This is a genomic window from Rhodococcus sp. P4_F5 (genome assembly GCF_056401315.1).
In genome coordinates, this window is the sequence record NZ_JBFUJP010000014.1 from 49,109 (window position 1) to 75,674 (window position 26,566).

At 71.2% G+C, this 26,566-nt stretch carries 22 protein-coding genes and 1 pseudogene; 7 read left to right on the forward strand and 16 right to left on the reverse strand.

Annotated elements, in window-relative coordinates:
* Positions 1-13 precede the first annotated feature (13 nt).
* On the forward strand, positions 14-547 hold the full coding sequence (locus AC1DU4_RS08870) for a MarR family winged helix-turn-helix transcriptional regulator (protein ID WP_477839003.1): 534 nt from the start codon (positions 14-16) through the stop codon (positions 545-547).
* Positions 548-654: 107 nt separating this feature from the next.
* Positions 655-1,431 (forward strand): DUF7159 family protein, encoded by a 777-nt coding sequence (locus AC1DU4_RS08875; protein ID WP_477839005.1) that lies wholly within the window; start codon positions 655-657, stop codon positions 1,429-1,431.
* Between the two features lie 44 nt (positions 1,432-1,475).
* Here the strand turns inward: AC1DU4_RS08875 and AC1DU4_RS08880 are convergent, their stop codons facing one another.
* Genes AC1DU4_RS08880 through AC1DU4_RS08900 form a run of 5 tightly spaced genes read right to left on the reverse strand, consistent with a single transcriptional unit; the run spans position 1,476 to position 6,983 of the window.
* A complete protein-coding gene (locus tag AC1DU4_RS08880; protein ID WP_477839007.1) occupies positions 1,476-2,252 on the reverse strand; it encodes an enoyl-CoA hydratase in 777 nt (258 codons plus the stop codon).
* Positions 2,249-3,163 (reverse strand): 3-hydroxyisobutyrate dehydrogenase, encoded by a 915-nt coding sequence (gene mmsB / locus AC1DU4_RS08885; RefSeq protein ID WP_477839009.1) that lies wholly within the window; start codon positions 3,161-3,163, stop codon positions 2,249-2,251. The genes AC1DU4_RS08880 and mmsB overlap by 4 nt, the downstream gene beginning before the upstream one ends.
* A 26-nt stretch (positions 3,164-3,189) precedes the next feature.
* On the reverse strand, positions 3,190-4,281 hold the full coding sequence (locus AC1DU4_RS08890; protein WP_477839011.1) for an enoyl-CoA hydratase/isomerase family protein: 1,092 nt from the start codon (positions 4,279-4,281) through the stop codon (positions 3,190-3,192).
* A 40-nt stretch (positions 4,282-4,321) separates the two neighbouring features.
* Complete coding sequence (locus AC1DU4_RS08895) at positions 4,322-5,470, reverse strand: isobutyryl-CoA dehydrogenase (RefSeq protein ID WP_477839013.1); 1,149 nt, start codon at positions 5,468-5,470, stop codon at positions 4,322-4,324.
* A gap of 7 nt (positions 5,471-5,477) precedes the next feature.
* Positions 5,478-6,983, reverse strand: coding sequence for a CoA-acylating methylmalonate-semialdehyde dehydrogenase (locus AC1DU4_RS08900; RefSeq protein ID WP_477839054.1), 1,506 nt, complete (start codon positions 6,981-6,983; stop codon positions 5,478-5,480).
* A gap of 165 nt (positions 6,984-7,148) precedes the next feature.
* Here AC1DU4_RS08900 and AC1DU4_RS08905 point away from each other — a divergent pair, with 165 nt between their 5' ends.
* Positions 7,149-7,928, forward strand: a complete 780-nt coding sequence (locus AC1DU4_RS08905; protein ID WP_477839015.1) for an SDR family NAD(P)-dependent oxidoreductase — start codon at positions 7,149-7,151, stop codon at positions 7,926-7,928.
* A gap of 13 nt (positions 7,929-7,941) precedes the next feature.
* On the opposite strand, the gene AC1DU4_RS08910 is transcribed toward AC1DU4_RS08905, so the two are convergent.
* Together AC1DU4_RS08910 and AC1DU4_RS08915 are read right to left on the reverse strand one after the other, a co-directional pair.
* Positions 7,942-8,727 carry an SWIM zinc finger family protein gene (locus AC1DU4_RS08910; RefSeq protein WP_477839017.1) on the reverse strand — a complete coding sequence of 262 codons (786 nt, stop codon included), beginning with the start codon at positions 8,725-8,727 and terminating at the stop codon, positions 7,942-7,944.
* The gene (locus AC1DU4_RS08915) at positions 8,724-11,621 is read right to left on the reverse strand and encodes a DEAD/DEAH box helicase (protein ID WP_477839018.1); all 2,898 of its coding nucleotides are present in this window, start codon (positions 11,619-11,621) and stop codon (positions 8,724-8,726) included. The genes AC1DU4_RS08910 and AC1DU4_RS08915 overlap by 4 nt, the downstream gene beginning before the upstream one ends.
* A 103-nt stretch (positions 11,622-11,724) precedes the next feature.
* On the opposite strand from AC1DU4_RS08915, the gene AC1DU4_RS08920 reads away from it, so the two are divergent.
* Positions 11,725-12,042 (forward strand): hypothetical protein, encoded by a 318-nt coding sequence (locus AC1DU4_RS08920; protein ID WP_477839020.1) that lies wholly within the window; start codon positions 11,725-11,727, stop codon positions 12,040-12,042.
* A gap of 26 nt (positions 12,043-12,068) precedes the next feature.
* Here the strand turns inward: AC1DU4_RS08920 and AC1DU4_RS08925 are convergent, their stop codons facing one another.
* From AC1DU4_RS08925 to AC1DU4_RS08945, 5 genes are all read right to left on the reverse strand, one after another.
* A complete protein-coding gene (locus AC1DU4_RS08925; protein ID WP_477839022.1) occupies positions 12,069-12,980 on the reverse strand; it encodes an aminotransferase class IV in 912 nt (303 codons plus the stop codon).
* 42 nt (positions 12,981-13,022) lie between these two features.
* Positions 13,023-13,295, reverse strand: a complete 273-nt coding sequence (locus AC1DU4_RS08930; RefSeq protein ID WP_477839024.1) for a hypothetical protein — start codon at positions 13,293-13,295, stop codon at positions 13,023-13,025.
* A 112-nt stretch (positions 13,296-13,407) separates the two neighbouring features.
* The gene (locus AC1DU4_RS08935) at positions 13,408-14,793 is read right to left on the reverse strand and encodes an FAD-binding oxidoreductase (protein ID WP_477839025.1); all 1,386 of its coding nucleotides are present in this window, start codon (positions 14,791-14,793) and stop codon (positions 13,408-13,410) included.
* Between the two features lie 122 nt (positions 14,794-14,915).
* Positions 14,916-18,326, reverse strand: coding sequence for a BTAD domain-containing putative transcriptional regulator (locus AC1DU4_RS08940; RefSeq protein WP_477839027.1), 3,411 nt, complete (start codon positions 18,324-18,326; stop codon positions 14,916-14,918).
* Between the two features lie 77 nt (positions 18,327-18,403).
* Positions 18,404-19,849 carry an MFS transporter gene (locus AC1DU4_RS08945; RefSeq protein ID WP_477839029.1) on the reverse strand — a complete coding sequence of 482 codons (1,446 nt, stop codon included), beginning with the start codon at positions 19,847-19,849 and terminating at the stop codon, positions 18,404-18,406.
* Between the two features lie 173 nt (positions 19,850-20,022).
* Here AC1DU4_RS08945 and AC1DU4_RS08950 point away from each other — a divergent pair, with 173 nt between their 5' ends.
* Positions 20,023-20,859 carry a shikimate 5-dehydrogenase gene (locus AC1DU4_RS08950; RefSeq protein ID WP_477839030.1) on the forward strand — a complete coding sequence of 279 codons (837 nt, stop codon included), beginning with the start codon at positions 20,023-20,025 and terminating at the stop codon, positions 20,857-20,859.
* Positions 20,860-20,930: 71 nt separating this feature from the next.
* On the opposite strand, the gene AC1DU4_RS08955 is transcribed toward AC1DU4_RS08950, so the two are convergent.
* Together AC1DU4_RS08955 and AC1DU4_RS08960 are read right to left on the reverse strand one after the other, a co-directional pair.
* Entirely contained in the window at positions 20,931-21,794 is an 864-nt protein-coding gene (locus tag AC1DU4_RS08955) for a sulfurtransferase (protein ID WP_477839056.1), read from the reverse strand.
* A gap of 30 nt (positions 21,795-21,824) precedes the next feature.
* Positions 21,825-22,412 (reverse strand): annotated as a pseudogene (locus AC1DU4_RS08960) (O-acetyl-ADP-ribose deacetylase); the annotation flags it as partial.
* A gap of 29 nt (positions 22,413-22,441) precedes the next feature.
* Between AC1DU4_RS08960 and AC1DU4_RS08965 the strand changes: the two are divergent.
* Together AC1DU4_RS08965 and AC1DU4_RS08970 are read left to right on the forward strand one after the other, a co-directional pair.
* Positions 22,442-22,699 (forward strand): GlsB/YeaQ/YmgE family stress response membrane protein, encoded by a 258-nt coding sequence (locus AC1DU4_RS08965; RefSeq protein ID WP_072846475.1) that lies wholly within the window; start codon positions 22,442-22,444, stop codon positions 22,697-22,699.
* Between the two features lie 116 nt (positions 22,700-22,815).
* A complete protein-coding gene (locus tag AC1DU4_RS08970) occupies positions 22,816-24,069 on the forward strand; it encodes a benzoate/H(+) symporter BenE family transporter (protein WP_477839033.1) in 1,254 nt (417 codons plus the stop codon).
* A 98-nt stretch (positions 24,070-24,167) separates the two neighbouring features.
* Here AC1DU4_RS08970 and AC1DU4_RS08975 read toward each other — a convergent pair whose 3' ends face one another.
* Positions 24,168-25,199 carry a phosphotransferase family protein gene (locus AC1DU4_RS08975; RefSeq protein WP_477839035.1) on the reverse strand — a complete coding sequence of 344 codons (1,032 nt, stop codon included), beginning with the start codon at positions 25,197-25,199 and terminating at the stop codon, positions 24,168-24,170.
* Positions 25,196-26,458 (reverse strand): acyl-CoA dehydrogenase family protein, encoded by a 1,263-nt coding sequence (locus tag AC1DU4_RS08980; RefSeq protein ID WP_477839037.1) that lies wholly within the window; start codon positions 26,456-26,458, stop codon positions 25,196-25,198. Before AC1DU4_RS08980 ends, AC1DU4_RS08975 begins: the two co-directional genes overlap by 4 nt.
* Between the last annotated feature and the right edge of the window lie 108 nt (positions 26,459-26,566).

A 26,566-nucleotide genomic window follows, 5' to 3' on the forward strand; every position in this document is an offset into this window, starting at 1 on the left:
GATGATGGCGAGTATGTCGCGCCCGCAACCGCTCCCACTCGACCCGATCGAGGAGGCCCACCGCCAGTGGGAGGCGCACGGCTGGGGCGAGGTCGCCGACGGCATGGCCGCGGTCACCTCCCTGATGCGCGCGCAGCAGATCATGATGGCCCGGGTCGAGGAGGTGCTCAAGCCKAKCGGCCTGACCTTCTCCCGGTACGAACTGCTGACGCTGCTGACGTTCACCCGCAGCGGCGCGCTGCCGATGGCCAAGGCCAGTGCGCGACTGCAGGTTCACCCCACCAGCGTCACCAACGCCGTCGACCGGCTCGAGGCCGCACACCTGGTCCGCCGGATGCCGCACCCGAGCGACCGGCGCGCGACGCTCATCGAAATCACCGAGGCCGGACGCGATTTGGCGTTGCGGGCCACCGAGCAGCTCAACTCGCAGGTGTTCGCTCAGCCCGGCCTGTCCGCGGATAAACTGAACACTCTTGTGCGCATCCTCGCCGAGCTCCGCCGCGAGGCCGGGGACTTCGACACCGGGGACGCACCCACCAAGTGGTGACATGACAGGCGAGGAGTTCTAGGTTGGTGCTGGTTCTCGGGGTGTCGGCAGGCGCGAGCGGGGCCCGGGCGGTGTTGGCCCATTCCGATCGCCCCCATCGCGAGCCGATGGCGCGTTGCGACGTCCGGCGCCGGCCCGGAGCCGACGTCGGCGAACCGGTGATGTCCGCGATCCGCACCCTGAGGGCTGCCGCGGTCGAGCAGGGCGCCCTCGTCGGCGCCACCGCGGTCACCCTGCGCACAGGCATCGACCCGTTCGTGGTGGAGAACGCCACCGCCACCACCACCCGGCAGCACGTCCGGGTGTTCACGGAGACCTCCGCGCAGCTGCGGTACCTCAGGTTCACCGGGCTGCTGCCGCGCACCGGCACGGTCGCCCTCTACGACGTCGGCAGTTCCGGGCTGTCACTGTGCGTGGCCGACAGCGCGTCGGGCGAGGTGCTCGCCTCGCGGCGCAGCGCGGTGGTCGGCGGCGACCAGTTCGACCGGCTGCTACAGGACCATGTGGCGGGCAACGGGATCCGTCTGGACCTTGCCGTGTGCCGGGACGTCAAGGAGAGGCTCGCGGCCGAACGGCTGACGACGGTGGCGGACCCGGACACCGGCGCCTGCGCGGTGGTGACAAACAACGACCTCGCGACGCTGGTCCGTCCGGTGGTGGCGCACTCGGCGTCGCTGCTGCGCACCATGGCCACGCAGTCGCGGACGGCGCCGTCGCTGGTGGTGCTGCTCGGTGGCGGTGCCGGCATGCCCTCGCTGCAGGCCGAACTCGAGTCGGCGCTGCGCATCCCGGTCGCCGCCGCCCCGGAGCCGGCCGCGGTGTCGGCGCGGGGTGCGGTGATCCTCGCCGCCGCCGACTCTGCGGTCGGCACCCGGGGCTGGTAGCCGCCGGCCGGGCTCGGTGACGAGCCGGACCGGCGGCCGGCCGGTCAGCGGTGGCTGAAGTTCGGCGCCCGCTTCTCGATGAAGGCGGCCATGCCTTCCTTCTGGTCGGCGGTCGCGAAGGTCGAGTGGAACACCCGACGTTCGAACCGGACTCCCTCCGCGAGGGTGGTCTCGAACGAGCGGTTCACGGCCTCCTTCGCCATCATCGCGATGGGCAGCGACATCTCGGCGATGGTGGTCGCGGCCTTCAGCGCCTCGTCGAGCAGGTCCGCGGCCGGGACGATCCGCGCGACCAGGCCCGCACGCTCGGCCTCCTCGGCGTCCATGTTGCGCCCGGTCAGGCACAGGTCCATCGCCTTCGCCTTGCCGACCGCGCGCGTCAACCGTTGCGAGCCACCGATTCCCGGGATCACGCCGAGCTTGATCTCCGGCTGGCCGAACTTCGCCGTGTCCGCGGCAATGATGAAGTCGCACAGCATCGCCAGTTCGCAGCCGCCGCCGAGGGCGTAGCCGGCGACCGCCGCGACGATCGGCTTGCGGGCCGCGGAGAGCCGGTCCCAGTGCGTGAACAGGTCCTCCGCGTAGACGTCGGCGAAGGTCTTCGGCTGCATCTCCTTGATGTCCGCGCCCGCGGCGAAGGCCCGCTCGGAGCCGGTGATCAGGATCGCGCCGATCTCCGGGTCCTGCTCGAGCTCCTCGACCGCCGCGACCACCTCGCCCATCAGCTGGGCGTTGAGGGCGTTGAGCGCCTTCGGGCGGTTCAGGGTGATGACACCGACGCGTCCGCGCCGGTCGAGCAGGATGGTCTCGAAGTCGCTCACGCGTTCTCCTCGTCGGCACGGTTGCGGATGTCGGTGACGATGGCGGAGAAGTCCAGCCCGCCGCCCGTCTCCTGGTGGAAGCGGGAGTAGATCTCGGCGGCGCGCAGGCCGAGCTCGCCGGGAACGCCGTTGCTGCGCAGCGCGTTCGCGGCCAGGCCGAGGTCCTTGTCCATCAGCGCCGCGGCGAACCCGGGCTGGTAGTCGTTGTTCGCGGGGCTGGTCGGCACCGGACCCGGAACCGGGCAGTTGGTGCTCAGCGCCCAGCACTGGCCCGAGGCGTTGGAGGCGACGTCGAACAGCGCCTGGTTGCTCAGGCCGAGCTTCTCGCCCAGCACGAACGCCTCGCTGATCGCGATCATCGAGACGCCGAGAATCATGTTGTTGCAGATCTTGGCGGCCTGACCGACGCCGGGACCGCCGCAGTGCACCACCTTTCGGCCCATCACGTCCAGGAGCGGCCGGGCCGACTCGAAGTCCTCGTCCGAGCCGCCGACCATGAACGCGAGGGTGCCTGCCGTGGCACCGACCACGCCGCCGGAGACGGGGGCGTCCACCGAGCGGTGCCCCGCCGCGACGGCGAGGTCGTGGGCGGCGCGGGCGTCCGCCACGTCGATGGTGGACGAGTCGATGAACAGCGTCCCCGGGGTCGCCGCCGCAAGCAGCCCGCCGGCGTACAGGTCGAGGACGTGCTTGCCGCTCGGCAGCATGGTGACGACCACGTCGGCACCGGCGGCCGCGTCGTTGGCGGAGTCCGCGACCGTGATGCCGTCGCGCCGAGCCTGTTCCAGCGCGGCGGGTGCCAGGTCGAAGCCGACCACCTCGTAGCCGGACTTGGCCAGGTTCGCGGCCATCGGGCCGCCCATGTGCCCGAGCCCGACGAAACCGATCCGGAGGTTTTCTGCGGCGCTCATCTGATTTCCTTCCCCAACATTGTGGTTCACTGCGTGCTCAGTTCACTGGCGCGCGTCGGCGCCGCGTCCTCGTGCAGCCCGAGTTCGAGGTCGCCGAGTGCCGCGAAGAAACCGTCCACCTGCTCGGCGGTGACCTCCTCGAGCGTCGCCGGCGACCACTTCGGGTTGCGGTCCTTCTCCACCACCTGCGCGCGGATCCCCTCGACCAGGTCGTGGGACGCCAGGCAGGCCGACGACACCCGGTACTCCTCGTTCAGCACGGCCTCGAGGCTGGACTGCCCGCGGGCCTGCCGCAGCGACCGCAGCGTCACCTTGGCCGCGGTCGGCGACTTCGTGAGCACCTGCTCGGCCGCGGCGGCGGCGTCCGGCGACCCGTGGGCACGCAGCCGCGCGACGATCTCCTCGACCGTGTCCGCCGAGTAGGCGGCGTCGATCCACTCGCGCTGCGCCTGCAGGGCGGATGCCGGTGCGGGCTCGGCGAACTCGGCCACCGCGTCCACGACGGCGCCGCCGGAGAGGGCGGCGACGAAGGCGTCCAGCCGGTCGGACGGGACGAAGTGGTCGGCCAGTCCGCAGTAGAGGGCGTCACCCGCACTGAGCCGGGCCGTGGTCAGCGCGATGTGGGTGCCCAACTCGCCCGGGGCCCGGGAGAGCAGGTAGGTGCCGCCGACGTCCGGCACGAATCCGATGCCCACCTCGGGCATCCCGATCATCGAGCGCTCGGTGACGATGCGGACGCTGCCGTGCGCGGAGACGCCGACGCCGCCGCCCATCACGATGCCGTCCATGATCGCCACGTACGGCTTGCGGTAGGCCGCGATCGCCGCGTTGAGCACGTACTCGTCGCGCCAGAAGTCGCGCGAGCCGTCGCCGCCGGTCCTGGCGTCGTGGTAGATCGAGACGATGTCGCCGCCCGCGCACAGGCCGCGCTCCCCCGCGCCGGTCAGCACCACGGCGTGCACGGAGTCGTCGTCGCCCCACTCGATCAGCGCGGACGCGATCTGCCGCACCATGCTGTGGTTGAGCGCGTTGATCGCCTTGGGTCGGTTGAGGACCAGCCGGCCGAGGCCGCCGGACACCTCGACCAGGACCTCCGGCTCGCCGATGGGCTCGCTCACTGCCTGCACTCTCCTTCTCCTGTCGAATCGATCGGTCCGCTCACGCGGGGCCGGCCGAGCCGACGACCGCGCGCGCGATGACTACCCTCATGATCTCGTTGCTGCCCTCGAGAATCTGGTGCACACGCAGATCGCGGACAATTTTCTCCAGCCCGTACTCGGCGAGATAGCCGTAGCCGCCATGCATCTGCAGTGCCCGGTTGGCCACCTCGAAGCCGGTGTCGGTGGCGAAGCGCTTGGCCATCGCGCACAGCTCGACCTTGTCGGGGGCGTTCTCGTCGAGCGCCGCCGCGGCCCGCCACAGCAGTGTCCGCGCCGCCTCCAGCTCGGTGCGCATGTCGGCGAGCTGGAACTGCAGGGCCTGCGAGCCCAGCAGCGCCTCACCGAATGCCTTGCGCTGGGCCAGGTAGTCGACCGCCTTGCCCATCGCCGCCTGCGCGCCGCCGACCGAACAGGCGGCGATGTTGAGCCGGCCGCCGTTCAGCCCGGACATCGCGATCTTGAAGCCGTCGCCCTCGTTGCCGAGGAGGTTGGCCGCGGGCACCCGCACCTCGTCGAGGATGACCTGGCGGGTGGGCTGTGCGTTCCAGCCCATCTTCTTCTCGTTGGCGCCGAACGAGAGCCCGGCGGACTCCCGCGGCACGACGAACGCGGAGATGCCCTTCGGGCCGGGCGCGCCGGTCCGGGCCATCACCACGTAGACGTCGGAGGTGCCGGCGCCGGAGATGAACTGCTTGACCCCGGTGAGCACGTACTCGTCGCCGTCGCGAACCGCCTTGGTGCTCAGGGCCGCCGCGTCCGAACCGGCACCCGGCTCGGTGAGGCAGTAGCTGCCTAGCTGGTCCATCGAGCACAGCCCGGGCACCCACTGGTGACGCTGCTCGTCGGTGCCGTAGGAGTCGATCATCCAGGTGACCATGTTGTGGATGGACACGTAGGCGGCGAGCGACGGGTCGCCGGTGGCGAGCTGCTCGAAGATGCGGACGGCGTCGAGCCGGGTCAGGCCCGAGCCGCCCACGTCCTCGCGGATGTAGATCCCGCCCATGCCGAGCGCGGCCGCCTTGCGCAGCACGTCGACCGGGAAGTGCTTGGTCTGGTCCCATTCGACTGCGTTGGGCGCCAGGCACTCCGCGGCGAAGTCGCGAGCGGTGTCGCAGATCGCCCGCTCGTCATCGGTGAGGGTGAACATGTCTGTCCTAGTCCATCGTGGGGATGACGAAGTGGTCCGTGGCGTGCTCCTTGGTGCCGGAGGGCCAACGCTGGGTGATCGTCTTGGTCTTGGTGTAGAAGCGGATCGAGTCCGGGCCGTGCTGGTTCAGGTCCCCGAAACCGGAGGCCTTCCAGCCGCCGAAGGTGTGGTACGCGATCGGCACCGGGATGGGCACGTTGATGCCGACCATGCCGACCTCGACACGGCTCGCGAAGTCGCGGGCGGTGTCGCCGTCGCGGGTGAAGATCGCGACGCCGTTGCCGTACTCGTGGTCCGACGGCAGCGCGAGGGCCTCCTCGTAGTCGTGTGCGCGGACGACGAGCAGCACGGGTCCGAAGATCTCCTCCTTGTACACCCGCATGTCCTTGGTCACCCGGTCGAGCAGCGTTGCGCCCGCGAAGAATCCGTCGCCCGCCCCCTCGATCTTCTGCTCGCGGCCGTCGACGACCACGTCGGCGCCCTCGTCGGCCGCGATCTGGGTGTAGTCCAGGACTCGCTGCACGGCGTCCGCGCTGACGAGCGGGCCGAAGTCGACGCCCTTCTCGTCCGACTTTCCGACGTTGAGCTTGTGCACCCGCTCGGTGAGCTTCTCGACCAGCTTGTCCGCGGTCTCCTCGCCGACCGGCACGGCCACCGAGATGGCCATGCATCGCTGGCCGGCGGAACCGTAGCCGGCGCCGATCAGCTGGTCCGCGACGTCGTCGAGGTCCGCGTCGGGCATCACGATGGCGTGGTTCTTGGCGCCGCCGAAGCACTGCGCGCGCTTGCCGTTGGCGGTGGCGGTCTCGTAGATGTACTGCGCGATCGGGGTGGAGCCGACGAAGCCGACGGCCTTGACACGCGGGTCGTGCAGCAGCGCGTCGACGGCCTCCTTGTCGCCGTTGACGACGTTGAACACCCCGGCGGGCAGGCCCGCCTCGAGGAACAGTTCCGCGAGCCGCAGCGGCACCGAGGGGTCCCGCTCGGACGGCTTGAGCACGAACGCGTTGCCGCACGCCAGCGCCGGACCGGCCTTCCACAGCGGGATCATCGCCGGGAAGTTGAACGGCGTGATGCCGGCGACGACGCCGAGCGGCTGACGCATCGAGTAGACGTCGATGCCGGTGCCGGCGCTCTCGGTGTACTCGCCCTTGAGGAGGTGCGGGATGCCGATGGCGAACTCGATCACCTCGAGGCCGCGCTGGATGTCGCCCTTGGCGTCGGGGATGGTCTTGCCGTGCTCGGAGGAGAGCAGCGCCGCGAGCGAGTCCATCTCGTCGTTGACGAGCGCGACGAACTTCATCAGCACGCGGGCCCGCTTCTGCGGGTTGAACGCCGCCCACTCGCGCTGCGCCTCGGCGGCGTTGGCGACGACGGCCTCGACCTCGGACTTGGAGGCCAGCGGCACCCGGGACTGCACCTGGCCGGTGTTCGGGTCGAAGACGTCACCGAACTTGCCGGAGGTGCCTGCGACGGCCTTGCCGCCGATGAAATGAGTTAGCTCACGAACCATTTTCTTCAACCCGTCCTCATGAGGAAGCCCGCGGCGTCGTCGCGCAGCACTGTCTGAATACATTGCCATCCTATAGTTGGATGTCCATGTATGTCTAGGGTTGCCGTGGCCGCTCAGTGGGAAACGGGGATTGCGTCACCCCCGGGGCTGGCGGAGTGTCGGGACATGCCTGAATCACCCGTCTCCAACCTCGCCTCCCCCACCACCGCGGTGATCGTCACCGGCGGCGCCTCCGGCATCGGCCTGGCGTCCGCCCGCGCGCTCGCCGAGGCCGGTCGCCCCGTCGCCCTGTGGGACATCAACGAGACCAGGGCCAAGTCCGGTGCGGCCGAGATCGCCGACGAGTTCGGTGTCGACGCGATCGGCGTCGGGGTCGACCTCAGCGACCCCGCGCTCTACGCCGACGCCCTGGCGACCACGCGCGCGGCGCTGCCGAAGATCGGCGGCCTGGTGCACGCCGCCGGCGTCGTGGACACCGGTTCGCTCGAGGGCGTCACGGTCGACGTCTGGGACCTCGGCATCAACACCCATCTGCGTCCGCTGATCCTGCTGGTCAAGGAGCTGATGCCGGACTTCACCGCGAACCCGGGATCGGCGGTCGTCGGCATCGCCTCGATCAACGCCACCCTCGGCAACGCGATCAACCCGGTCTACAGCGCCGCCAAGGGCGGCATGCTGGCCATGGTCCGCTCGCTCGCGGACCGACTCGGCCCGGACGGCATCCGCATCAACTGCGTCTCGCCCGGACAGATCCTCACCCCGATGCTGCAGCCCACCGTGGACCTGCTGCCCGAGGGCACGTTCGAGCGCCGCATCCTGCTCGGCCGCCTCGGCCGGCCCGAGGAGGTCGGCCGGGCGGTGCGTTTCCTGCTCTCCGACGAGGCCAGCTACATCACCGCGAGCGAGCTGGTGGTCGACGGCGGCAACATCTCCTCGCAGCGCTGACCCGGCCGGCCGGCTACTCCCCGCCGAGCGCGCGGTAGTAGCCGGCCAGCTGGTGCGCCGCGTCGGCGACGACGCGTTCCTCGACCCCGGCCGCCCGTAGCGCCTTGCGCAGCGGCGCCGGGGCGAGGTCGTCGGGGGCCGGTCGGAAGTCCGCCTGCGGCAGCGCGGGCAGTTCGATCCGGTCGCCGAAGTAGTCGTCGAGGTCGAGGGCCGGGTCCGCCTCCTCGTCGTCGAGACCGCGGATCAGGGTGTCGAGGTCCAGGCCACGCAGGGTCAGCATCACCAGCGGGTTGTTGTCGAGCCGCTCCGCCGCGAGGTACACGATCGCCGCCGCGTGCTTGCACGGCCAGCCCTGGTCGGGGCAGGTGCACCCGAAGTCCAGCTCGCCGGACTCGGTGGGCAGCAACAGGTCCGCCAGTTCCCGCGGGACCGAGCCCGACGCCAGCGCGGCCAGCATGCCGGGGGTGGACCGCACCCGGTCGACCAGCGCGTCCACCGTCTCGGGCTCGAGGCGTCGCAGCGTGAACGTCGCGGTGAACGGGTCCACCTGGCTGCCCTGCACCTCCCCGACCACCGCGCCGGGCGCGACCCGGAAGCTGATCACCTGACCGGCGCGCGCGTAGCTGCGCCCCCGCGCCAGCCGGCCCGGGTCGGAGATCCGCTCCATCGAGGTCACCAGCGCCCGGCCCCACCAGGACTGGGCGAAGGCCCCGCGACGCGACACCGCCGTGACGCCGCCGCTCGCCCGCCGCGGCCGGCCGAGCTGGCCGAAGTCCCCGCCGCGCCGCGTTCCGGTCATTCCCCCACCGCCTCGTCGCCGAGCGTCATCAGGGCGCGCAGTTCGTCGTTGCTCATCTCGGTGATCCAGTTCTCCCCGGTCTGCACCGCGAGGTCGGCCAGTTCCGCCTTGTTGCCGAGCATCGCGTCGATCCGTTCCTCCAGGGTGCCGACGCAGACCAGCTTGCGGACCTGCACGTCGCGGCGCTGCCCGATCCGGAACGCCCGGTCGGTGGCCTGGTTCTCCACCGCCGGGTTCCACCACCGGTCCAGGTGCACGACGTGGTTGGCGGCGGTGAGGTTGAGTCCGGTGCCGCCGGCCTTGAGCGAGAGCAGCATGATCGGAGCGGAGCCGCCGTCGCTGCCGGCCTGGAAGTCGTGGACCATCGCGTCCCGCCTGCCGCGCGGGACGCCGCCGTGCAGGAACGGCACCTCGGTGCCGAACCGTTCGGCCAGGTACGGGGCGACGATCGCCCCGAACTCCCGGAACTGGGTGAACAGCAGCACCCGTTCGCCGTCCGCGAGCACCGAGTCGACGATGTCCTCGACCAGGCCGAGCTTCCCCGACCGGTGCCGGCCGCGTCGCAGCACCGGCGAGCCGTCGCCGAGGAAGTGCGCGGGGTGGTTGCAGACCTGCTTGAGCCGGGTCAGCGCGGCGAGCACCGCCCCCTTGCGGGCGACGCCCTCCTTGTCCTTCAGCTTGGCCATCATGTCGTCGAGCACCGCCTTGTAGAGCGCGGCCTGCTCGGCGGTGAGGTTGGCCCGCACCGTCATCTCGAACTTCTCGGGCAGGTCGGAGATCACCTCGGGATCGGTCTTCACCCGGCGCAGCACGAACGGCGAGGTGACGGTCCGCAGCCGGGCCAGCGCGGTCTCGTCGTGCGAGCGCTCGATGGGGATGGCGAAGCGGGCCCGGAACTGCTGCGGGCTGCCGAGCATCCTCGGGTTGGCGAAGTCCAGGATCGAGCGCAGCTCGTCGAGCCGGTTCTCGACCGGGGTTCCGGTCAGGGCCAGCCGGTGCGCCGCCGGGATCGCCCGGGCCGCCCGGGCCTGCGCGGTCGCGGAGTTCTTGATGTGCTGCGCCTCGTCGAGAACCACTCGGCGCCACTGCAACTCGCGCAGCACCTCCACGTCCCTCGCGAGCAGCGCGTAGGTGGTGACCACGAGGTCGTGTCCGGCGACGACGGCGCCGAGGTCGTCCCCCCGCAGCCGGTCCGCGCCGTGGTGGACGTGGACCCGCAGGCCCGGCGTGAAGCGGGCGGCCTCGCGTTGCCAGTTGCCGACCACCGACATCGGGCACACCAGCAGCGTCGGCCCCTCGGCGCCGGTGGCCTGCTCGTGGGCCAGCAGCGCCAGCAACTGCACGGTCTTGCCGAGGCCCATGTCGTCGGCGAGGATGCCGCCGAGACCGAGGCCGCTCATGTATGCGAGCCAGTCCAGGCCGCGCCGCTGGTAGGGGCGTAGCGTCGCCTCGAGCCCGGGCGGGACGGGGATCTTGACCGGCGCGACGTCCGAATCCAGCAGGCCCGCAACCCAACCCGTGGAGGTGATCTCGTCGACCGGGATCGGCGGCGCGCCCTGGACCGCTAGCTCGCCGAGCAGGTCGGCCAGGGTCGAGTCGTCGCCGGAGCCGCGCTTGGTGACGTAGGCGATGGCGTCCGCGAGCGCGCCGCCCTGGGCCTGCACCCACTGACCGCGCAGTTTCACGAGGTCGGACTTGGTGCGCGTCAGCTCCGCCATCTCGCGGGCGGTGAGCACCACGTCACCGAGCGCGAGTTCCCAGTTGTAGGCCACCAACTGGTTCAGCCCCACCGCCCGGTCGTCGGTGTCGACCAGCACCGACGGGCTGGTGACCCGCAGCCGCAGCGACGGGGCGACCACGCTCCAGGCGCGCGGGAGCAGCAGCGTGATGCCGGCCTCGGCGAGCTCGCGGGCGCCGTGCGCGACCAGGTCCGTGACCACGGCGAGCGGGAGCAGCAGGTCGAGGCTGCGCGGGTCCGACGGCAGTCCGCGCAGCCGGGGGTAGGCGGTCATCGCCTCGCCGAGCTTGCGCACCCCCACCCGGACCGCGTCGGGGTCGGCGAGGTGGACGGGCACCGGGCGGGGCGCCTCTCCGGTCGGGCGCAGGCAGACCTCGAGTCGCCACAGCGGATCGGGGTCCTGGCCGTCCGCGGCGACCGCCGGCCCGGCCTGCTCGGCCTGGTCTGCACCGTCGTCCTCGGGTTCGATCAGCCGCAGCACCAGTTCGGGTTCGTCGACCGCGAGGGTGCTGCGCCACTGCTGCAGCTCGTTGGCGATCTGCTGGGTGCCCTCCGCGAACGGGGTCTCGGTGGCCAGCGCCAGCAGCATCGGGTGCGTACCGGGGTCGGCGGCGGACTGATTGCCGAGCATCCGCCGGACGATCGGATCGGTGAGTTCGAAGATCAGGTCTTCGAGCGCCTTCCGTCCGCCGCCGGAGACCCGGAGCACCGGGGGCATGGCGACGGCGAGTTCGGAGACCCAGGCACGCTGCCGCTCGCCGCCGACCAGCTGCCAGCGCACCCACCACTGGCCGTCCGCGCGCTGCAGGTCCGGCACCACCCGGCCCGCCCGCGACCACCGGTGGATGCCCCGCGCGACGTGGGCGAGGAAGCGGAGGTCACCGGAGACCGCGGCGGCACCGGCGACCGGGCCGAGCGACAGGTTCAGCAGGAGTTCCGCCGCGGCGTCCGGCGCCAGGGCGAGCGCGGGCACCGTGACGTCGGCGAGGGTGCCGTCGCCGTTGGGCAGCGAGACGGTGGCCCGGTGGCGGAACTTCCGGGCGAGCGCCCGCTGCAGCGCCTCGGGCAGCTCGTCCGTGTCGAGGTCCGGCTCGGCCGCACCCGCGTCTCGCCACAGCAGCAGGCCCGAGCCGGGAGTCCAGAGCGCGTGCACCACCGCACCATCCAATCACCCGCCGCAGACAGGCCGCGCCGGCACTGGATTTGTCGCCCTGACCAGCGGAATAATGGCGACTGTCGACTACATCGGGAGCGCGACGATGACCATACTGATCCAGGTCCTCGAGCAGGGGTACCCGCACGGCACGCCATGGCAGGAACGCCGGTACCAGTTCGTCGACAGCGCGCACGTCGTCGGGATGCGACTGGACGGGCAGTCCGGCGTGTGGCTCGACATGGCCCGGCAGGGCGAGTCACATCAGCTGGCGCTGACTCCCACCCCCGACGACTCCATCTACTTCCTGCTGCGGATCTTCGACAAGATCGCCGACTGCGAGCGGCAGGGCGGCTCGTGGATGATCGGCCACGACGGTTCCGACCGGGATTCCGTCATTGCAACCAAGTTCCCACTCCCTTGACGCTCGCCACCCGTCGGGCCGAACCGTCAGATCGCGGTGACCCAGCCGTGCGCCGGGTCGGCCCGCAGCACCGCGGCGTGCCGCTTGCGCAACGCCTCGCACACCGGTCCCGGCACGCCCGAACCCACCCGGCGACCGTCGACCTCGACGACCGGGGCGACGCCCGCCGAGGTGCCGGTGACGAACACCTCGTCGGCGATGTACAGCTCGGTGAGGTCGACGTTCCGCTCCACGACCTCGATGCCGTCCTCGGCCGCGAGCGTCAGCACCGTGCGCCGGTTGATGCCGTCGAGGATGTCGCACGAGACGTCGGGGGTGATCAACGTGTCGTCGCGGACCAGGAAGATGTTGGCGGCGCTGAGCTCACACACGTGACCGTTGCCGTCGAGGAAGATGGCGTCGTCGTAACCGGCGTCGATGGCGTCCTGCTTGGCCAGCACCGAGTTGACGTACGCCCCGTTGACCTTCGCCCGGGACGGAATCGCGTCGTCGGGGATGCGGCGCCAGGTGCTGGTCTTCAGGCGCATCCCGTGCTGCGGCACGATCGGCACCGCGTCGTAGACGAACATGCTCACCAGGGTGTGGCAGCCGCGCACCCGGGTACCGGGGATGGACTCGTCGACGTGCACGCTGACCCGCACGAATGCGTCCGCCTCGGGCCCGTTCGCCGCCACCACCTCGGTGGCCGCGGCCACGAACCGCTCGTAGTCCCAGTCCGCCTCGAAGGTGTCCATGCCGATGATCCGGCACGACTCGACGAGGCGTCGGTAGTGGTCCCGCAACCGGAAGGCCGAGCGCGCCGAGCCGTCGACGTGCACCGGGAACACGGTGTAGACGCTCAGTCCGTACAGCACAGCCGAGGTCGCGATGCCGAGAGAAGCCTGAGCGGCGTCGACGATCCGGTCGCCGAAGTACACGTGGGGATGTGGGATGGCCATGGCGGGATGCTACCGGTGTGAGCCCGGGCGCTGATACCGGTTTTACGACGCCTGACGCATCGTCAGGCCGCCGAGGGCAATGACGTACTCGTCTGCCTGATCGTCGAAGTCGACGGAGTAGACGGTCGGGTAGTGGCCGTCGCTCTGGTAGGACGCCGGCTGCTTCACGTCCTCGCGCAACGACGGCTTGGTCCTCAACCACTCCCGGGTCATCATCGGTTCGACGAAGGTGAACTTCCCGTCCCACGACCCGTTGATCAGCACCTCGGTGAAGTCGAAGGAACCCGGAATGGCGGCGTCGGCGGCGCCGCGCACCCGCCGAGTGTCAGTGCAACGCAGGCAGCGACTGCCGTGCAGAGAACGGTCCGGGATCCACTCATGGTGTGCCTCTCGAAATGTCTGGGTCGCGCGGGCCGGAATCGGGTGTTCACGGCAGCTTGCGCATGACCTGGCCGACCCGCAGCACGCCGTCCGGGTCGTGCTCGTTCGCCAGTGCGCCGAGCCAGTGTGCGGTGTCCTCGTCGTAGCACCGGGCGATCCGTTCGGGATCGGCACTGGCCGTGAAGTTGGGCAGCGTGCGCCCGGTCGTCCAGGGAGCCAACGCCCGCTCGATGGCGTGGGCATGGTCGACGACCGCGTCCGCGATCGGCGGAGCCAGAGCTCCGACGGCCAGCAGCGCGAACGACGCGTCGCGATGGCAGAAGGCGCTGCGGTGCCGGGACTCTCGGGCCAACGCGCCGCCGAGCAGGCGCAGCTCGACGACGGTCTGCGGCGAGCCGGAGCCCGGGCCGGCGACCGCGAGCAGTGCGTCGACGGCCTCGTGTGGCAGGTCTCGGGTGAGCCCGCTGAACTCGTGCGTGGGCATCGGGTCGACCGGGTCCGCGTGGATCGCCGCGATCGCCACGCAGGGCAGCACGTCCACGGCATCAATCAGCGGTGTCGCCACGCCGCGTAGACGGGCAACGAGCGCCTCGGCCTCGCCTGCGGGCGCGACGCTCGCGAAGCGGACCGCCAGCGTCAGTCGCTCGGCGAGTGGCGGCGGCACCTGCGGCAGCGCGGGAAGTTGCAGGAAGGCGATCGACGTCGAGCTGTGCTCGGGCAGGTCGCCGCACCAGTCGAGCCACGCGTGCGCCACGGCGGCGGCGTCGGCACCGTCGAAGTAGAGCGCGCCGCCGTAGACATCGGTGAGCGGCAGCAGGTCGATCTCGACCGCCGTGACAATCCCGAGCGTTGCCTTGCCGCCGCGCAGGCCCCAGAACAGCTCGGCATGCTCGTCGGGTGTCACTCGCAGGAACTCGCCGTCGCCGGTGACGACGTCGAACGCCCGCACATGGTCGGAGGACAGCCCGTAGGTCCGCACCAGCGGGCCGATTCCCGCGCCGGTCAGGAAGCCGGCGACCCCCACGGTCGCGGACGATCCGGTCAGCGGCGCCAGTCCGTGGGGCGCGGCGGCGTCGATGACGTCCTGCCAGATCACGCCCGAACCGACCCGGGCGCTGCGCGTACCGGGATCGACGACGCACTCGTCCAGCCGTCCGGTGTGGACGAGAAGGACGTCGCCGTCCAGCGCGACGGCCCCGTGGCCGGTGCGTTGGACGGCGACCCGCATGCCGTGCTCGGCCGCGAACCGAACGGTGGCGACCACCTCGCCGGCATCGGCCACCGCAACCACCGCCCGCGGGGACACCGGCACTGCCAGGTTCCACGGCGTTGCCAACTCGTATCCGGGTTCTCCGGGGAGCGCGACCGATCCGGAGACGACGGCGCGCAGGTTCTCGACTGCCGCATCGATCGTGGGGGCCTGAAGGTCCATCTGGGGCTTCCTCTCGTGGTCCGCTCTCGGGCGGTGAGGAAACGATGGCCGAAACCACTTGGCCGGTTCTTGGCCCGCAGATCGGAACGGATCCAAGGTTTCGCCAAGCCCGACGGCCCGGCTCAGGCGAGGAGCGAGCGCGCCTGCGATGCAACCGCCCGCATACCGCGGTGTTCGGCTTCGTCGACCACGGCGGCCAACTCCCGGGTGCGGTCGGCGGAGTCGGACCTGAGCTGCGCGCGAAGCAGCCTGCACCGCAGGAGAGTCGGGGCGCCGGAGGTTCTGGAGCAGATCTCCTCCGCGCGGTCGAGCAACGTCGAGGCGTGCTCGATCCGGCCGAGCATCGCGTGCAGACGCGCGGACGCCTCCGCCACCGCACCGATGACCCCCACCTGCCCGACGTTCGCGATCCGGTCGGTGAAGGGCGAGAGGAGCCCGAGGAACTTCTCGCCGTACTCGGTCAGGGACAGGTCGGCGATCACGTGGGCGATCAATGTCTGATGTCCCAGCGTGGTCCACACGTTCGGTCCCGGATCCGACGTCCAGCGCGCGATACCGTCGGCCGCGGCCCGCCGGTCCCCCTTCGCCGCCGCGATCGCGATGTCCCAGGCCCTCGGCTCGACGAAGCCGGGCACCGTGTCGGCCAGCTCACCCTGCGCCCACTTCAGACTGTTCAGGGCGAGATCGTCACTGCCCGCGGTGTACAGCTCGGTTTTCAGGTGAATCTGCCGCGCCGTGTCGTACTGTCGCGCGGTCCATTCGAAATCACCGCGCCACTCCGCGAGGGTGCCTTCCATCCATCGCAGCTGGACTCGAACCACGGGTAGGCGCAACAGGTCGCAACCGATGATCCCCTGGCGCACGTGCGCGGCGGCGGCCTCGGTATCGGCGAGATTCAACTGCGTCATGGACGCGACGGTGTGAGCGATGACATCGTCGACCCGCGACTGCTGGTGTGGCAGTTGGAGAAGCTCGGTCAACAACTCGACGGATTCACGACTGCGGCGTGCCACACCCGAGAAGAGGAGTATCCGCCCCAGCAGTGCATCGGCCACCACGTCGGGATCACCGTGAGTGCGGGCAAGCTCGAGTGACCGACGGCTCATCTCGTCGGGCACCGCCGAATTCGGGTGATAGCAGCTGCCGACGGCGAGGGCAGCGAGGACCCGCGTGTGCGCGACCGGATCGGATTCGACGAACAACTCCAGCGCGGCGAGGCGCTCGAGCAGCGGGCCGGGATCGCGGCCGTACGACACCCACGGCCACGCGCCGGCCGCCCGCAGCAGAGCCGCGGCCAGTCTCCCGGCGGCCGACGTCCGCCCCTCCCGCACCGCATCGAGCAGACCGGCATCGACAACGTCGAGGACCGTCTGCCCGCGACCGGCCCTCGCCAGCGCCTCAACCCGGGCCACCAGCAGGTCGTCGCGGTCGCCCGCGGACTGCTCCGACGCGGGCAGCAGGTCGAAGGCGTGCACCGCGGCCTCCCACCAGTGCGCCGCGGTCTCGGAACTCCACCGCTCCGTCGCCTCGCGGGCGGCGGCCGTGCACGCGTCGAGCACCTCGCGCGGATCCACCAACGGCAGCGCCGAGCACAGGTGCTGGGCCCGCCGGCTCGATCGGTCGGCATCGGACGAGGCCGCCAGCACTTCGGCAACGCGCGCGTGGATACGTTGTCGACGCAACGCCGGTATGGCCGCCAGCACCTCGTCCCGAAGCAGCCCGTGGGCAAAGACGTACCCACCGGATCCGGGGGCGGACACGATGATTCGTTCGTCGGCCGCATCGTCGAGGTAGTCGGCCAGCGTGTCCGTGTCGAGCCGGGTGGCGGCGGCGAGGACGTCCACCTCGACCGCGTCACCGAGGACGGCCGCAACCCGAAGGACCTGCAGCACCGCCGGTTCCACGGCCGCGAGGCGGCGGCCCAGAACCGAACGGACGGCCATGGGTATCCCGTCGCCGAGACGCTCGGCCCGGGGCAGTCGCGCGTACTCGGAGACGAACAACGGGTTACCTCCGGTCCGGTCCGCGAGCATGCGCACCTCGACCGGGCTCAGTTGTTCGCCGGCGACATAGCTGGCCAGTGCGTCGACCTCGCTCTCGGCCAGTGCCGGCACCGCGATGTGCCGATTGCCCTCCCCTCGAAGCACCGCGTCCACGAACCGGGGTACGACTGTCCCGATCGCGGAGTCGCGGACCGTCACCACGAACCACACGGGGCGGTCGCGAAGTGCGCCGACCAGATACGTCAGGCACCGCAGCGACGTCGGGTCGGCCCACTGGATGTCGTCGACGATCACGGTCAGCGCGGGTGTGCCGTCCGCCGCGGACTCGATCGCCGCCAGCACCCGCTCGTACACGGCGAACCGCGCCTCGTCCGGATCGACATCGGTCGGTGGGATCAGCACCGTGTCCCCGTCGCCACCGACCTCGGTCACCATCCGACGGATCGGCCACCACGCCGGGGCACCGTCGTCCTCCGGGCAACGAGCCCACACCGCGGTTCCCCCGACCGACACGGTTCTCGCCGCACACTCCTCCGCGAACCGGGTCTTGCCGATCCCGGCGGGGCCGGTCAGGACCAACCACCGGCTCGCCCCGTGGCGGACGTCGTCGAGCATGCGCTCGACCATCTCGGTCTCGGTTCCGCGCCCGACGAACACCCGCCGCGGCGCCGCGGCGCCGGCCTCGCCCGGTCCGTCCGCGCCCGTGAACGACGGGTCTGGCACCGGAACCTGCTCTGCCCCCGTCCATCCGGGGGTCCGAGGCCAGGCCGCCAGACTCGGGTCGTGCCGCAGGATCGCCCCCTGAAGGGCCTGCAGCTCGGCGCCCGGCACCAGACCCAACTCCGAGTCCAGCCGGTCGGCGTGCAGCCGGAACTGTTCCAGCGCCTCCGACGACCGGCCGGCCCGGTGGGACGCGAGCATACGGAGCCAGCAGGTCCGGTCTCGAAACGGGAATTCGCCGGCCAACTGGGCAGCCTCGACGAGAGCGGGCGGCAGGCGTCCCAGGGCGAGGAGCGCGGTGATACGGGTCTCCCGGCACTCGGTGCGCGCCTCGTCGAAGGCGGCAGCCTCCGCCTGCATCCAGTGTTCGTCGCTCAGGTCCGCGAGGAGTCGGCCCCGCACCGTGGCCAGCGCTCGATCGGCCGTCGTCAGCACGCTGTCCCACTCGCCGGCCTCCGCGAACCCTCGCGCTGCCTCCGCGTCCGCGAGGAAGGTGGACAGGTCGACCTGGTCGGCCGAGACGTCGAGAACGTACCCGGGCGGTTGACGCACGATGGGCGACGTGTCGCCGCTCGCACCGCGGAGCGCCCGTCGCAGATTCGAGATGTACGCCTGGAGGCTCGCCGTCGCGMTCGCGGGAGCCTCGTCCCGCCACAGGGCGTCGATCAGGCGATCGGTGGACACCACGCGTCCCCTGCTGAGCAGCAGGACCGCGAGAACCGTGCGTTGCTTCCGCGGTCCCAGGTCGAGAGCCTGCTCGCCGGTGTCGGCGCGAGCCACTTCGAGCGGTCCGAGCAGTCGATAGATCATCCGCGTGCTCCCCCGATCTGCCGACGCCGAGTCGCTCGAGTGTAGGGACAGCGAGCCGGCGGTGCGCGCCAAAACAGTCACCTGGGTACCGAGACGACCTCGCGGGACTGCTCGCCGACCCAGGCCGCGGACCGCCTCGCGGGCAGCGTCGCCGCGCACACCAGCGCGCCGAGGGCAGCGATCAACGCGGCGACCAGCAGGGCCTGTTGCAGGCCGACCACGAACTCGGTCGGTGACCCGCCCGGCAGCATGGACTGGGCGGGCAGGAAGATGCCGAGGCCGGCGACGCCGACCGCGATTCCGGTCTGGCGGAACGCGTCGTTGATGCCCGCGGCCAGCCCCGAGTGGTGTGCGGTCCCCTCGCCGAGCACGAGGCCGCTCATCACCGGATTGAACACTCCGGCGCCGACGCAGCTCACCACGAACCCGGGCAGGATCGCGTACGGCGAACTCGACACGTCGACGACGGTCATCATCAGCAGGCCGACGGCCACCAACAGCAGCGAGCCCGTCAACAGGACGGACACCGGGACTCGTCCGTCGAGCTTGGCCGTGGCGCCGGCGACGACGAACATGGCGACCGTCGCGGGCAGGTACACCAACCCCGCCTCGACGGGCGAGAGGTGTAGCACGTTCTGCAGGTAGAGGGTGGTGTAGACGAACACCGCGAACAGGGAGGCGGAAATCGCGAACGCCGCGACCTGAGCTCCCGCGAACGCCCGGTTGGCAAGCAGGTGCGGCGGCAGCATGGGTGCGCTGGTGCGAATTTCGTGTCCGGCGAACGTGATCAGCGCGGCCGCGGCGACCACCAGCGCGGCGACCGGTTGCGCGTCGGTCCAGCCGGTTTCGTTGCCGCGCAGCAGCCCGAAGACAAGTGCCGCCAGCCCGGTGGAGATCAGGATCTGGCCGATCACGTCGGCACCCCGCGGATTCGGGTCACGCGACTCGGGCACCCACCTCGCGGTCACCGCCAGCGTGACGAGTCCGATCGGAATGTTGACCAGAAAGATTGCGCGCCAAGACAACATCTCGGTCAGCAACCCGCCGACGAGTGGGCCGACGGCGAACGCGCCGCCGATGGTGGCCCCGTACGCGGCCAGGGCGCTCGCCCGCGCGGGCCCCTCGTCGAACACGTCTGCCAACAGGGCCAGCGAGCAGGCGAAGAGAACGGCACCGCCGACACCCTGCACGGCCCGCGCCAGGTCGAGGACCCAGATGTTCGGTGCCAGCGCGCACAGCAGGGAGGCAACGGTGAACAACACGATCCCGAGTTGGAACACATGGCGGCGGCCGCGCCGATCCGCCCAGGAGCCCGCGCTGAGGACCACGGTGGCCAGCGCGAGGGTGTACGCGTCCACGACCCACTGGAGTCCGCTCACACCCGCCTCGAGGTCGGCTGCGATCGACGGCAGGGCGGTGTTGACGACCGCGATGTCGAGCATCAGCATGGCGGTGGTCACGCACACCACCGTCAGCGTCGCTCGACGCGTGGCCGCGCTCTTCGGAATGGTCTCGACTGTCATCGTCCGTCCTAGCGTTTCGAAGGGAAGGGACGAGGCGCGTCCCACCGAAACCCTGCGCGTGCACGCTTGGCGGAAGTCGGGCGAAACTCTTGGAACCGCGGCGGCTGAGGCGGCCGCCACATGTCATCGAGTTCGGCTGGACGCTCGCCGACGCCCGGCGCTAGCGTCGACGTGTGGGCACCAAGAGCAGGGACGACATCACCAAGGACACGACGCTGTGCATGTCGCTGTCCGCTCGACCGTCGAACATCGGCACGAGGTTCCACAACTACCTCTACGACGAACTCGGCCTGGACTTCGTCTACAAGGCGTTCACCACCACCGACCTGCCGAGCGCGATCGCCGGGATCCGCGCGCTCGGGATCCGGGGCTGCGGGGTGTCGATGCCCTTCAAGGAGGCGAGCATCGAACACGTCGACGTCATGCACCCGTCTGCCTCCGCGATCTCCTCGGTGAACACCATCGTCAACGAAGCCGGCACGCTGCACGCCTACAACACCGACTACGAGGCCGTGGCCACGCTGCTGACCGAGCATGCGACCTCGACCGATTTCGAGGTCGCCGTCGCGGGCAGCGGCGGCATGGCGAAGGCGGTCGTCGCGGCACTGCGCGACAGTGGCTTCACCGCGGTGACGGTCGTCGCCCGGAACTCCGAGACCGGGCGCGGCCTCGCCGAGCAGTACGGCTTTGCCTGGCGCCCCGAACTCGGCGAGCTGCGGCCGCAGCTGCTGGTCAACGCCACCCCGGTCGGGATGGCGGGCGGACCGGGCGGCGAGTCCGCGGCCACTCCGTTCGAGGCCGCCGCGATCGAGGCGTCGCGGGCCGTGTTCGACGTGGTCGCCATGCCGCCGGACACCCCGCTGATCCGTGCCGCCACGGCCGCCGGCAAGCAGACCGTCACCGGCGCCGAGGTGATCGCGCTGCAGGCGGCCGCCCAGTTTCGGCTCTACACCGGGGTCACCCCCACCGCGGACCAGGTGCGCCGGGCGTCCGAGTACTCGAGAAGCTGAAGTACCCGATCCGCCGGTCGTAGTTGCCCGACATCGCGTCGAACACCTTCTCGACCTTCGCATTTCCGGGTTCACGCATCGCGGTCTCCGGGCGGGTTGGGCCCGGTGGCCGCCGGGCGGGCGGGATCGGCCGACCACTGCGACCAGGACCCCGGGTACAGCGCCGCCTCGATCCCGGCCAGTGCGAGCGCGGCGACCTGGTGCGCGGCGGTCACCCCGGACCCGCAGTAGACCGCGGTCGGCGTCGACGCGTCCACCCCGAGCTCGGCGAACCGTCGCCGCAACTCCTCCTCGTCGGCGAATCTGCCCGACCCGTCCAGGTTCTCGGAGGTCGGCGCGCTCACCGCGCCCGGGATGTGCCCGGCCCGCGGATCCACCGGCTCCGCCTCGCCGCGGTACCGCTCGCCGACGCGGGCGTCGAGCAGCACCCCGGACGCCGACCAGGTGGCCGCCTGCCGGATGTCGACGGTCGGCAGGTGTCCGGCCGACAGCGTCACGTCGCCGGCGGCGGGCGGCGCGCCCGGCCCGGACTCCACCGCGAATCCGGCGCCGGTCCACGCGGCCAGCCCGCCGTCGAGCAGTCGCACGTCGGCCACCCCGGCCCAGCGCAGCAACCACCACGCGCGTGCGGCCGCGGTGTTGCCGGTGTCGTCGTAGACCACCACCGGGTCGCCCGCCGAGATGCCCCACCGCCGCGCGCCGGCCTGCAGGTCCGCCACGTCGGGCAGCGGGTGCCGCCCCCGCTCGGCCGAGGCCGGCGCCGCGAGCTCGGTCTCGAGGTCCACGAAGACCGCCCCCGGCAGGTGCGCGGCCTCGAAGTGGCGGCGGCCGTGCGGGTCGCCGAGTGCCCAGCGGACGTCGAGCAGTACCGGCGGCCTCCCCGACGCGGCGCCGCCCGAATCGATCTGCGCCGCCAGCTCTTCCGCGGTGACCAGCACCGCCGACCCGTCGGACCGCAGTTCGTCACGCAGCAGGTCCGCCACCTCGTCGCTGAATGCGACGAAGGTGACGTCCTGCACGGCCGTCCGAGCCTGACGCACCGCGGTCACCGCCTGGTGCACGGCGTCGGCCCGAGGCCAGCCGTACACGCCGGCGGAGATCAGCGGGAAGGCGACGGTCCGGGCGCCCAACTCGTCGGCGACCGCCAGGCTGCGCGTGTACGCCGAGCGGAGCACCGGCGAGCGGTCCTCGGTCTCGAGATACACCGGCCCGACCGTGTGAATCACCCAGCGGGCGGGCAGATCCCCGGCCCCGGTCGCCACCGCGTCCCCGGCAGGCAGCCCGTGCGGCAGCGTGCTCGCGCGCAGCCGCCGACAGTCGGTAAGAATCTCCGGTCCGCCGGCCCGGTGGATCGCGCCGTCGACGCCCCCGCCGCCGAGCAGACTCGAGTTCGCCGCGTTGACGATCGCGTCGGCGGGGAATCGGGTGATGTCACCTCGAACCACGTGGAGTTCCACCATCGATTCACCGTACGCCCGAGAACGGCATTCTCGGTCCCGCTGGTCGTGACGGGCCTGGTCGGGTAGAACGAATGCAGCACTACGACAACTCATCGAACGCCCGAACGAGCGAAGGAGTGGTCATGCTCTCACTGGGAATCTTCAGCTGGATCATCCTCGGCGGCCTGGCCGGCTGGATCGGCAGCAAGATCATGGGCACCGACGAACAGCAGGGCATCATCGCCAACATCGTCGTCGGCATCATCGGCGGCCTGGCCGGGGGTTTCCTGCTGAACCTCTTCGGCGTCGACGTCAAGGGCGGCGGGCTCATCTTCAGCTTCCTCACCTGCCTGCTCGGCGCGGTGATCCTGCTGTTCATCGTCAAGAAGGTCAGGAGCTGACGTAGCGTCCCGCTGCGCCCGCCCACCCGGCGTCCGGGGAGGGCGGGCGTAGCCCCGCGTGGGCGTGTGGGCATTCGCGCGGCCGGCCACCACCGCTGCGAGAGACAATGACCGCCATGCCCGACGCCGTCACCCCCGAACAATCCGCGAGCGCCGAACCGACCGGCACCCCGCCGGCCGACGTCGGGATCGCGCACCCGATCAGTGCCGGCGTGGTCACCGCCCTGGTCGGGTTCACCAGTTCGTTCGCCGTGGTCCTGACCGGCCTGCGCGCGGTCGGCGCCAGCCCGTCGCAGGCCGCGTCCGGCCTGATGGCGCTGTGCGTCACGCAGGCAGTCGGGATGCTGTGGCTCTCCCGGCGCTACCGGATGCCCCTCACCCTGGCCTGGTCGACGCCCGGCGCCGCGCTGCTCGCGGGCACCGGGATGGTCGCCGGCGGCTGGCCCGCCGCGGTCGGCGCCTTCGTGGTGGTGGGTCTGGCCGTGGTGCTCACCGGGCTGTGGCCCCGGCTGAGCCGGCTGATCGCCGCGATCCCGACGCCGCTCGCGCAGGCCATGCTCGCCGGGGTGCTGCTGCCGCTGTGCCTCGCGCCGATCACCGCCTTCCGGGACTCCCCCGCCGCCGTGGCGCCGGTGGTGCTGACCTGGCTTGTGCTGCAGCGGTTCTCCAAACGCTGGGCGGTCCCGGCCGCCTTCGGCGTGGCCGCGGTGGTGATCGGCGTGTACCTGGCCACCGGGGACACCGCGCTCGACACCGCCACGCTGATGCCGACGCTCGACCTCACCGTCCCGCACTGGACCGGGCAGGCGATGATCGGCATCGCGGTCCCGCTGTACATCGTGACGATGGCGTCGCAGAACATCCCGGGCACCGCGGTGATGGGCGCGTTCGGCTACCGGGTGCCGTGGCGGGCCGCGATGGCGGTCACCGGCATCGGCACCGTGGTGGGCGCCCCGGCCGGCGGGCACGCGATCAACCTGGCCGCGATCAGTGCCGCGCTGGCGGCCGGGCCCACCGCGCACCCCGACCCCAAGCGCCGCTGGGTCGCGGCGTTCACCGCCGGCTGCGCCTACCTGGTGCTGGCGTTGTGCTCGGCGGCGCTGGCCGCGCTGGTGGTGGTGGCGCCGGCGGGGGTTGTGGAGACGGTGGCCGGGCTGGCCCTGCTCGCGACGCTCGGCGGCTCGCTGGTCGCCGCTCTCGCCGACGAGTCGGACCGCGAGTCCGCGGTGCTCACCTTCCTCATCGCGGCGTCGGGCGTCAGCATCCTCGGCATCGGGTCGGCGTTCTGGGCCCTGCTCGCGGGCCTGGCGATCCGGCTGGTGTTGCGCGCCCGGCCGTTTCGGAAGACCCCGTCAGCCTCGACCGAATGAGCACCGCCGCCGGACTGGTCCGTCCGCGGTAGCGGCGGGTGAGACGCCGAACGCCCCGCGCTCGTGCGCGGGGCGTTCGGGACGGATCACCCGCGCAACTACCGCAGGCCGGCCTCCGCCGCGACGATCGTCGCCCGGGCCACGATGTCGTCGATGATCTTGGTCGACGGACCGCCCACCGCGGCGGTGTTTCTCGGATCCTCCATCGTGCGGCGCAGCACCCCCTCCGCGATGATCGCGAGCTTCCACAGCGCCAGCGCGTGCCAGAAGCCGAGCGCGGCCGGATCGCGGTGGGTCTCGTCGAAGTAGGCCTGCGCCAGTTCCGCCCGGGTCGGGAAGCCGTCGAGCGTGGACGCGATGAACGGCCCGGACACCGCGTCGCCCGCCTCCGACCAGTACGCCAGCAGCGCGCCGACGTCGGCCAGCGGGTCACCGAGCGTGCTCAGTTCCCAGTCCACCACCGCGACCACCCGACCGTCCTCACGCGAAGTGATCACGTTGCTCAGGTGGAAGTCGCCGTGCACCAGGGTCAGTTCCCGCTGATCGGGGATCGAGCGGGCGAGCACCCCGGCCAGTTCGTCGACCGCGGGCACGTCGCGGGTCTTGGACTGCTCCCACTGTCCCGACCACCGTTTGAGCTGCCGCTCGGCGTACGGCGAGTGGCTCGCCAGGTCCTCGAGCCCGGACAGTTCGAGGTCGACGCGGTGAATGCTGGCCAGCGCGGCGGGCATCGACAGCCCGGTGGCGCGGCGCCGCTCCGGGGTGAGCGCTTTGGCCACCCCGATGCTGTCGATCACCACCCCGTCGACGTAGTTCATCAGCATCAGCGGCGCATCGGTGACTGCCGGGTCCTCGGTCAACGCAAGCACTTTGGGGACCGGTACGCCGGTGCCCTGCAGCGCGGAGAGGATCCGGTACTCGCGGGCCACGTCGTGCGCCGATGCCAGCAGGTGTCCGAGCGGCGGCCGGCGCAGCACCCACTGCGCGCCGCCCGAGTCGTCCACCTGGAAGGTCAGGTTCGACTGGCCGTTCCCGATCCGGGTGAAGGTCAACGGCGCGACCGCGCCGACACCCAGGTCGGCGATCCACGCGGACACCGCCTCCTCGTCGAGCCCCACTGCGTTGCTCATCCGCGTGCTCCCTTCGTTGTGTCGACCTGCGCTGCCGCCTTCGCCGCCTCGGCATCGAGCCGGTACGGCCGCAACTCCTGGCGGGCGATCGTTCTCTTGTGCACCTCGTCCGGGCCGTCCGCGAGCCGCAGCGTCCGCAGGTGCGCGTACGCCCACGCCAGCGGGAAGTCGTCGGACACCCCGCCGCCGCCGTGCACCTGGATCGCGCGGTCGACGATCTTCAGTGCCATCTGCGGGGCCGCCACCTTGATCGCCGCGATCTCGGTGCGGGCCTCCTTGTTGCCGACGGTGTCCATCAGCCAGGCTGCCTTGAGCGTGAGCAGTCGGACCATCTCGATCTCGATGCGCGCCTCGGCAATCCAGTCCTGGATGTTCGCGCGCTCGCTGAGCGTTCGGCCGAACGTCACCCGGGTCGAGGCGCGCAGGCACATCAGTTCCAGTGCCCGCTCGGCCATTCCGATCGCCCGCATGCAGTGGTGGATCCGGCCGGGTCCGAGCCGCGCCTGGCTGATCATGAAGCCGGCGCCGGGGCCGGCCAGCACGTCGGCATCGGGCACCCGCACGTTCTCGAACAGCACCTCGGCGTGGCCCTCACGGTCCTGGTAGCCGAACACCGGCAGCCCCCGCACCACCGTCACGCCGGGGGCGTCGATGGGCACCACCATCATCGACTGCTGGCTGTAGACGGGGCCGCCGGGATCGGTCTTGCCCATCACGATGAGCACCTTGCAGTTGGCGTGCAACGCATTCGAGGTCCACCACTTGCGCCCGTTGAGCACCCACTCGCCGCCGTCGTGGTCCATCGTCATCGCGATGTTCGTGGCGTCCGAACTGGCGACATCGGGCTCGGTCATCGCGAACGCCGACCGGATGGTGCCGTCGAGCAGTGGGACGAGCCACCGCCGCTTGTGCTCGTCGGTGCCGAAGAGGGTGAGCACCTCCATGTTTCCGGTGTCCGGCGCACTGCAGTTGCACGCCTCCGACGCCAGGTGGCTGCGGCCCATGATCTCCGCGAGCGGGGCGTACTCGGAGTTGGTCAGGCCCGGGCCCCACTCCGGATGCGGGTGGAAGAGGTTCCACAGCCCGCGCCGGCGGGCCTCGACCTTGAGCTCCTCGAGGATCGGCGGCTGGAAGTGCGGATCGCCCGCCGCGCGCATCTGCTCGTCGTAGACGGCCTCCGCCGGGTAGACGTGCTCGTCCATGAAGGCGAGCAGTCGTTCCCGATAGTCCTGGCAGCGCTCGGTCGGTGCGAAGTCCATCAGCGATCATCCTCTCCGCAAGCACAGTGCGACGAGCCCCGACGACAGTCGTCTGTCGATGGTAGGCCGACCGCGTGCCGTACGCGGCCGGAAGCAACGAAACCGTGC